This is a genomic window from Spirillospora sp. NPDC047418, assembly GCF_040643275.1.
Lineage (GTDB): Bacteria > Actinomycetota > Actinomycetes > Streptosporangiales > Streptosporangiaceae > Spirillospora.
The window spans coordinates 1-6,885 of the sequence record NZ_JBEYTW010000176.1; the positions used below are offsets into that span (position 1 = coordinate 1).

Genomic DNA, 6,885 nt, shown 5'->3' on the forward strand with positions numbered 1-6,885 from the left:
GCGCCGCGACCTCTTCGGTCCGTACGGGTCGATCTCCTCCGGGAGGGGCAGGCGGGCGCGGACGGCGAAGCCGCCGTCCGCGCCGGGTCCGGCCTCCAGCGCGCCGCCGAGGGATTCGGCGCGGTCGCGCATGCCGCGGATGCCGCTTCCGTCCCCGGGCGTCCCGGACGACGACGGCATTCCGTCGTCTTCCACGCTCACCGTCACCTCGGCCTCCGCGTAGCCGACGCGGACCGTCGCGGTGGACGCGCGGCTGTGGCGGGTCACGTTCGTGAGGGCCTCCTGGACGATCCGGTACGCGGCCAGGTCGGCCTCGGCGGGCAGCGGCCGCGGATCGCCCTCGATCTTCGTGCGGATCACGAGCCCGGCGGCCGAGATGCCGCTGGTCAGCTCGTCCAGCCGGGCCAGGCCGGGCGCCGGGGTGACCGGGGCGGCCTCGTCGACCTGGCGGAGGACGCCGAGGGTGGCGCGCATCTCCCGGAGCGTGTCCTTGCTGGCCTGCTTGATCGCGGTGAGCGCGTCCTCGGCGCGTTCGGGTTCGCGGCGCAGGCCGTGCAGCGCGGCGGTGGCCTGCACGTTGATCAGCGAGATGTTGTGGCCGAGGACGTCGTGCAGTTCGCGGGCGATGCGCAGCCGCTCCTCGACGGCGCGGCGGCGGGCCTCGGCCTCCCGGCCGCGCTCGGCGACCCGTGCGCGCTCCTGCGCCTCGCGCAGGTAGGCGCGCCGGTTGCGGACGACGCCGCCGATCGCGATCACGGCGACGAACCAGCCCGCGAGCAGGAAGGACGCCGCGTCCGCCAGATGGTTCATGTCGTCGCGGGTGTCGCCGTAGACGGTGCCGGCCATCGCGGCGGCGGCGAGCAGCGCGGCCGTCGCCAGCCGCCCCGCGGCCGCCGCGGTGTAGAGCGCGATCACGAAGGTGATCATGAGGGGGCCGTCCGGGTCGGTGGCCGGGTAGTAGACCCCGCAGGCGGCCAGCGTGACGGCGGCGACCGCGACCGGGTGGCTCCGGCGGAAGTACAGCGCCCCGCAGGCGATCACGATCAGCGCCCAGCCGAAGTGCGGCATCGCGCCGCGCCCCACGAGATGGGTCTCCAGCAGCGCGATCACGACGAGGAGGAGCAGGCAGCCCGCCGCCAGGAGCGCGTCCGCGGTGCGGCCCTCCAGCAGCCGCCGGAGCGGCCGCTCGCGTCGGGTCGTCAGTCGCACGTGTCCATCCTGCCAGGATCCCTCCGCTTGCGACACTGCGATGGAATGTAGTACTTCTACTATCAATGGAAGTAGGAATCGGGTTGATGATCCAAGTCCCGGTATGGGGGTGCACATGAGCGAGCCGGTGATCCGGGCGCGGAACCTGCGGATGCGGTACGGCCGCACCGAGGTGCTGCGCGGCGTCGATCTCGACGTCCGGTCGGGCGAGGTGGTGGCGCTGCTCGGCCCGAACGGCGCCGGGAAGACGACCGCGATCGAGATCCTGGAGGGGTTCCGGCGCCGCTCGTCCGGGGAGGTCGCGGTGCTCGGCACCGACCCCGGGACGGGCGGGGACGCGTGGCGGGCGCGGCTCGGCGTCGTCCTGCAGAACTGGCAGGACCACCCGCGCTGGCGCGTCCGGCAGCTGCTCGCGCATATCGCCGCCTTCTACCCGCGGCCCCGCGACCCGGGCGAGCTGCTGGAGGTCATGGGCCTCACCGCCCAGGCCGGGCAGGCGGTCGGGCGGCTGTCGGGCGGCCAGCGGCGCCGGCTCGACATCGCGCTCGGCATCGTGGGCCGCCCCGAGCTGCTGTTCCTGGACGAGCCGACCGCCGGTTTCGACCCGGAGGCGCGCCGGGAGTTCCACGGGCTGGTCGAGCGGCTCGCGCGCGACGACGGCATGACGGTGCTGCTCACCACGCACGACCTCGCCGAGGCCGAGCGGCTCGCCGACCGGATCGCGATCCTCGTCGACGGCGCGGTGCGCGTCTGCGGCACCTCGTCCGGCCTGGCGTCGGTGGTGCAGGCGGCGTCGGAGGTGCGCTGGCTGGAGGACGGCGTGCCGCGCGCCGAGCGGACGTCCGACCCGTCCCGGCTGGCGTTCGAGCTGCACCGGCGGTTCGGCGGGCCGGTGCCGGGGCTGGAGGTCCGGCGCCCGTCGCTGGAGCAGAGCTATCTCGATCTCGTGTCACGGAAGGAGGCCGCGTGATGAGCGCACCGGGCATGCGGGCGATGCGGATCGGGCTGCGCCGCGGCTGGACGGAGCACGTGCAGTTCCTGCGCAGCCGCCGGGAGCTGGTCTCCACGCTGATCGGCACCGTGGGGGTGTACGTGCTGCTGGTCCGCTGGCAGGGCGACACCGTCGTGGAGGGGACCGGGGAGTCCCAGGCCGTCCTGATGACCGCCGGGTTCATCGCGTTCTCGGTGTTCTCGGCGGCGCTGCTGAACCTGCCGATGGGCATCGCGGCGGACCGCGAGGAGGGCACGCTGCTGCGGCTGCGCACGGTCCCCGGCGGGCCCTCGGCCTACCTGGCCGGGCGCGCGGTGTCGGTGCTGCTGCAGATCGCCGGGTACGTGCTGCTGATGCTGGTCGCGGGCGCGGCGGTCGCCGGGCTCCGGCTGCCGGCGGCGCCCGCCGACTGGCTGACGCTGGCCTGGGTGCTGGCGCTCGGCACGCTGTCGGTCGTCCCGCTCGGCGCGGCCCTCGGGGCGCTGCTGCCCGGCCCGCGCAACGCGGCGAGCATCCTGTCGCTGCCGGTGATGGCGCTCATGCTCGTCTCCGGGGTGATGTTCCCGGTGGCGCGGCTGCCGGAGGCCGTGCAGACCGCCGCGCAGTTCTTCCCGCTGTACTGGCAGGGGCTCGGGCTGCGGGCGGTGTTCCTGCCCGACTCGATGGCGGTCGCCGAGCTCGGCGGGAGCTGGCGCCTGCCGCAGACCGCCGCCGTCCTCGGGGCCTGGGCCGCCGCGGGCCTGCTGCTCGCCCCCTTCCTGCTGCTGCGTGCGACGCGGCGCGAGTCCGGGGCGCGGCTGGCCGAGCGGCAGGAGCGCCGGGCCGCGCAGGGCGCGTTCTGACCGGCGGCTGCGGGAGACTGGGCCGGTGGTGGCGAAGGACAAGGCGGACGGCAAGGAGCACGTCCACAACCGGATCGCGGTGCTGCGGGCCGAACGCGGCGTCTCGCGCCGCGAGCTGGCGACGGCGCTCGGCGTCCACTACCAGACGATCGGGTACCTGGAACGCGGCGAGTACAGCCCCAGCCTGTACCTCGCGCTGCGCATCGCCGCGTTCTTCGAGGTGCCGGTCGAGGTGGTGTTCTCGCTGGAGCCGTTCCCCCGGCTGGGGAGCACGTGATGACGGGGACAGGAGGCACGCGGATGTTCGAGCGGTGGTCGGCGTACCGGCGGGAGGTCCTGCAGCGCGACACGCTGCCCTCCTGGTACGCCACCCGGGGCCGGCGGCGGGCGCTGGCCGCGGCCGGCATGACGGCGATGGCGCTGATCTGGGCGGCGACGGCGGTCTCGTGGAACCTGGCGCCGAGCGACACCGCGATGGTGGTGTCACTGTCCCTGCTCGGCGTGTCCGTGCTGGTCACGCTGCCGGTGATCAGCCTGCTGAACATCGCGACGCGCGGCACGATGTCACTGTCGGAGCGGCTGCTGGACGAGCGGCAGGTCGCCGAGCGGGTCCGCTCGTTCGCGGTGGCGCACCGGGTGATGCTCGGCGTCCTCGTCGCGGTCGCGGCCGTGGTGCTGGGCACCGACACCGAGGAGGTCCCGATGGCGGCGGTCGCGCTGGGCGTCGTCGGGCTGTTCGAGACGCATCTGCTGCTGCCCGTCCTCATCGCCGGATGGCGGGCGCCCGACCCGCCGCCCGACGAGGAGGACGAGGAGGCCGCGGAGGAGGACGGCGGGGACGGCGGGGACGAGCCCGCCGCCTAGCGCAGGTCGCCGTTCGTCATGCCCTGCGGGGCGGGCGGCAGCGCGACCAGGCCCATCTCGGCGCGCCCCGACAGCAGCGGGTGGCTGGGCACCACCCGGACGCTGTAACCGAACGCGCCGCTGCGTCCGAGGGGGACCTCGCCGGTGTAGCGGCGCCGCCCGTTCTCGGCCGGCTCGACCTCCGCCAGCTCCAGGTAGGACGGGTCGACGAGCGCGTCGGCGTCGTCCACCCGGCCGTAGGCGACCTCCACGGCGACGTCGCCGGGGTCGAGACCGCCGAGGTCCGCGACGACCCGCACGGTGAGGCGCGCGCCGACCTGCGGGCTCTCCTCGCCGTTGGACTCGACGTGCTCGACGGCGACGCCCGGCCACGCCTTGCGGACCCGCTGCTTCCAGGCCGCCAGCGCGCGGGCGCCCGCGTACTTGTCGGCGACCATGGCCTGCTCGGACGCGGCGGCCGGAGTGTAGAGGCCCTCGACGTAGTCGCGCAGCATCCGCGACGCGAGGACCTTCGGGCCGAGCGTGGCGATGGTGTGCTTCACCATCTCCAGCCAGCGGCGCGGCAGGTCCGCCGAGTCGCGGTCGTAGAAGGTGACGGCCACGTGGTCCTCGATCAGCTCGTACAGCGCGGCGGCCTCCAGCTCGTCGCGCCGGTCGGGGCTGGACAGGCCGTCGGCGGACGGGATCGCCCAGCCGTTCTGGCCGTCGTACCACTCGTCCCACCAGCCGTCCAGGATCGACAGGTTCAGCCCGCCGTTCAGCGCCGCCTTCATCCCGGACGTGCCGCTCGCCTCCAGCGGGCGCAGCGGGTTGTTCATCCACACGTCGCACCCCTGCACCAGGAGCTGCCCGAGCGCGATGTCGTAGTCGGGCAGGAACACGATGCGGTGCCGGACGTCCTCGGAGTCGGCGAACCGCACGATCTGCTGGATCAGCTTCTTGCCGCCCTCGTCCGCCGGGTGTGCCTTCCCGGCGATCACGATCTGCACGGGCCGGTCCGGGTCCAGCAGGATCGAGCGGAGCCGGTCCGGGTCGGTCATCATCAGCGTGAGCCGCTTGTAGGACGGGACGCGCCGCGCGAACCCGATCGTCAGGACGCCCGGGTCGAGCGCGTCGTCGATCCAGGAGACCTCGGCCTCGCTGGCGCCGCGCTGCCGCCACGACTCGCGGAGCCGGCGGCGCGCGTCCTGCACGAGACGGTGCCGCAGCAGGCCCCGCATCCGCCAGATCTCCGGGTCGGCCACGGCGCGGACGCCCTCCCAGCCGCGGCCGGTCTCCATCACCGACGGCAGTTCGCGGGCGGTGAACTCCAGGACCTCGCGCGCCACCCAGGTGCCCGCGTGCACCCCGTTGGTGATCGACCCGATCGGGACCTCGGCGAGGTCGAACCCGCCCCACAGGCCGCCGAACATCTCCCGGCTGACCTCGCCGTGCAGCTCGCTGACGCCGTTGACGCGCTGCGACAGCCGCATCCCCATCACGGCCATGTTGAACACGGTGCGGTCGCCGCCGGGGTAGTCCTCGGCGCCGAGCGCGAGGACCCGGTCGACGGGGACCTGCTCCTCCTCGTTCGAACCGCCGAAGTACCGGCCGATCAGCTCGCGGGGGAACCGGTCGATGCCGGCGGGGACGGGCGTGTGCGTGGTGAACACGGTGCCCGCGCGCGTCGCCTCGAGGGCCTCGTCGAACGTCAGGCCGTCCTCCGACGCCAGCTCGCGGATGCGCTCCAGGCCGAGGAACCCGGCATGGCCCTCGTTGGTGTGGAACACCTCGGGCGCGGGATGCCCGGTGATGCGGCAGTACGCGCGGATCGCCCGGACGCCGCCGATGCCGAGCAGCATCTCCTGCAGCAGCCGGTGGTCGCCGCCGCCCCCGTACAGCCGGTCGGTGACGTCGCGGGCCGCCTGGTCGTTGTCCTCGACGTCGGAGTCCAGGAGCAGCTGCGGGACGCGTCCGACCCGCGCGATCCACACCTGCGCGCGCAGGCCGTGCCCCTTGGGGAGGCCGATCGTGATGTGCACGGGCGTCCCGTCCCGCTCGCGGAGCAGGGTGAGCGGGAGCCCGTTCGGGTCGATCGGCGGGTAGCGCTCCAGCTGCCAGCCGTCCGGCGACAGCGACTGCGAGAAGTACCCGTGCCGGTACAGCAGCCCGACCCCGAGGATGGGGACGCCGAGGTCGCTCGCCGTCTTCAGGTGGTCGCCGGCCAGGATGCCGAGGCCGCCGGAGTACTGCGGCAGCGCGGCGGTGATCCCGTACTCGGGCGAGAAGTAGGCGATGGACGACGGGCCGTCCGGCCGGGTCTGGTACCAGCGCGGGGCGGTCAGGTACTCGCGCAGGTCCTCGGCGGTGTCCTGCAGGCGGCGCAGGAACCGCCGGTCCTCCGCCAGCCGCGCCAGCCGCTCCGGCGAGACCTCGCCGAGCAGGCGGACCGGGTCGTGGTGGACGGCCTCCCAGAGCGCGGGGTCCACGGCGCGGAACAGGTCGAGCGTCTCGTGGTGCCAGGACCAGCGCAGATTGAGGACGAGCTCCTCAAGCTGCCGGAGCGGCTCGGGAAGGACGGTGCGGACCGTGAAACGTCGGATTGCCTTCACACATAGCCACGCTATGCGCTGCCGTCCCATGAATGCGACGGGTGCACCCCACCCTCGCCCCGGGGCCGGACCCCGGCACCGGCCGGTGGGAAAACGTGAAAACCCCCGTGTGCGCGGGGACTTCGGCGGTTCCGTCACTTACTTTCCGCGATCGTGAGGCTGCGTAAAGTTATCCCAAACTACAGGGCGGTAGGCCGCCGTTCGCGGGCATGGGACGTTTCGGAAGTCCCGCGCGGGTAGGGGTGGCACATGCACGTCGAGTCCGGAACGTCCCGTATGACCGGCATTCCGAGGCTCGGTCGCATTCCGATCCTGGACGTGGCGCCGGTGGTGGGGTGCGGCCGGTGGCCGGCGAAGGCCGTGGTGGGTGAGACGGTCGAGGTGTCGG

Annotated in this window: 7 protein-coding genes; 5 read left to right on the forward strand and 2 right to left on the reverse strand. The window is 73.8% G+C overall.

Annotated features, from left to right (window positions below):
• Nucleotides 1-1,209, reverse strand: a 1,209-nt coding sequence (locus ABZ806_RS44500; RefSeq protein ID WP_500225943.1) for a sensor histidine kinase, incomplete at its 3' end; no start/stop codon positions are given.
• A 115-nt stretch (nt 1,210-1,324) separates the two neighbouring features.
• Here ABZ806_RS44500 and ABZ806_RS44505 point away from each other — a divergent pair.
• The 4 genes from ABZ806_RS44505 to ABZ806_RS44520 are packed head-to-tail and all read left to right on the forward strand — an operon-like array spanning nt 1,325 to nt 3,906.
• Nucleotides 1,325-2,179: an ABC transporter ATP-binding protein gene (locus tag ABZ806_RS44505; protein WP_500225945.1), complete on the forward strand. Its 855-nt coding sequence runs from the start codon at nt 1,325-1,327 to the stop codon at nt 2,177-2,179.
• A complete protein-coding gene (locus ABZ806_RS44510; protein WP_500225946.1) occupies nt 2,179-3,042 on the forward strand; it encodes an ABC transporter permease in 864 nt (287 codons plus the stop codon). Before ABZ806_RS44505 ends, ABZ806_RS44510 begins: the two co-directional genes overlap by 1 nt.
• 25 nt (nt 3,043-3,067) lie before the next feature.
• Complete coding sequence (locus ABZ806_RS44515; RefSeq protein WP_500225947.1) at nt 3,068-3,319, forward strand: helix-turn-helix transcriptional regulator; 252 nt, start codon at nt 3,068-3,070, stop codon at nt 3,317-3,319.
• On the forward strand, nt 3,319-3,906 hold the full coding sequence (locus ABZ806_RS44520; protein WP_500225948.1) for a hypothetical protein: 588 nt from the start codon (nt 3,319-3,321) through the stop codon (nt 3,904-3,906). The genes ABZ806_RS44515 and ABZ806_RS44520 overlap by 1 nt, the downstream gene beginning before the upstream one ends.
• Here the strand turns inward: ABZ806_RS44520 and glgP are convergent.
• A complete protein-coding gene (glgP, locus tag ABZ806_RS44525; protein WP_500225949.1) occupies nt 3,903-6,497 on the reverse strand; it encodes an alpha-glucan family phosphorylase in 2,595 nt (864 codons plus the stop codon). The two genes, ABZ806_RS44520 and glgP, sit on opposite strands and share 4 nt — an antisense overlap.
• A 276-nt stretch (nt 6,498-6,773) precedes the next feature.
• On the opposite strand from glgP, the gene ABZ806_RS44530 reads away from it, so the two are divergent.
• Nucleotides 6,774-6,885 (forward strand): maltotransferase domain-containing protein (locus tag ABZ806_RS44530; protein WP_500225950.1); only part of this gene is annotated, 112 nt, incomplete at its 3' end.